The sequence below is a fragment of the Clostridioides sp. ES-S-0190-01 genome, assembly GCF_020658275.1.
GTDB lineage: Bacteria > Bacillota > Clostridia > Peptostreptococcales > Peptostreptococcaceae > Clostridioides.
On record NZ_JACVWA010000030.1, the window covers coordinates 1 to 1,163 of the forward strand.

Sequence of the window (1,163 nt, forward strand, 5' to 3'; positions counted from 1 at the left end):
GACTTATAGCTTTATCTGGTAGTTTGATGGCTCAATTCTTAGGATTCTCAGATGTAAATATGGGTATCGGAACTTTAGTACTTGGAATTGCTTCTATCATAATTGGTATTACATTATTTAAGAAATTTACTTTTATTAAAAATACTACTGCAATAATTGTTGGTTCTTTCATATACCAATTCACTATATACTTTGCAATGAGTTTAGGTATGTTATCAACTGATTTAAAACTAATAACTGCCATAGTTATAATAGCTTTCTTAGCTACTGGTAACTTAAATATCTCACTAAAAAAAAACAAGTGCAAGGCTAGTACCAAAAATAAATCTGAAAAAAGAGGTGTTATAGATGTTACAAATTAAAAATATTTCAAAGAGTTTCCCAAATCCATATGGTCAACCTAATACTATATTTGAAAATTTATCCCTTAGTATAGAAGACGGTGAATTTGTAAGTATCATAGGTAGTAATGGAACTGGTAAATCTACTTTATTAAATATAATATCGGGATTATTAAAAGAATCCTCTGGTGAAATCACTCTAGATAATACTAATATAACAAATTTAGCTGAACACAAAAGAACTCAAATAGTAAGTAGAGTTTTTCAAGACCCAAGCTTAGGAACTTGTCCTTCTATGACAGTTAGAGAAAATTTATCTTTGGCTCTTAATAAGGGGAAATTGCTAAATTTAAAGAGATGTCTTCGTCATAAAACAAATGACTTAGAGCACTTACTTGAAGGAATTTCTCTAGATTTAAAAAAATACTTAGATATCAAAGTACAATATCTTTCAGGAGGTCAAAGACAATCACTTTCACTAATTATGTCTAGTTTAGCAAGCCCTAAGGTTCTATTATTAGATGAGCATACAGCAGCACTTGACCCAAAGACATCAAATGAAGTAATTGAATTAACTGATAAAATTATAAGAGAAAAAAATATAACTACACTTATGGTAACTCACAACTTAAAGCATGCACTTCAATATGGAGATAGATTGATAATGCTCCATAAAGGTGAAGTGGTCTTAGATGTAAAGGGAAAAGAAAAAGAAGAATTAACAGTTGAAGAAATCTTAGAAAAATTTGAATATGCTGTTTAAAAGTATATATTATGATAATTTAATTTTAGCTTAGTTACAAATTAGTTTATTTATAAAAT

The 1,163-nt window shown here is 28.3% G+C and carries 1 protein-coding gene and 1 pseudogene; both read left to right on the forward strand.

The window, feature by feature from the left end; genetic code table 11:
- A pseudogene (locus tag IC214_RS12520) lies at positions 1 to 362 on the forward strand (ABC transporter permease); the annotation flags it as partial.
- A complete protein-coding gene (locus IC214_RS12525) occupies positions 349 to 1,104 on the forward strand; it encodes an ABC transporter ATP-binding protein (RefSeq protein ID WP_227834715.1) in 756 nt (251 codons plus the stop codon). The pseudogene IC214_RS12520 and the gene IC214_RS12525, both read left to right, overlap by 14 nt.
- Positions 1,105 to 1,163: the final 59 nt, after the last annotated feature.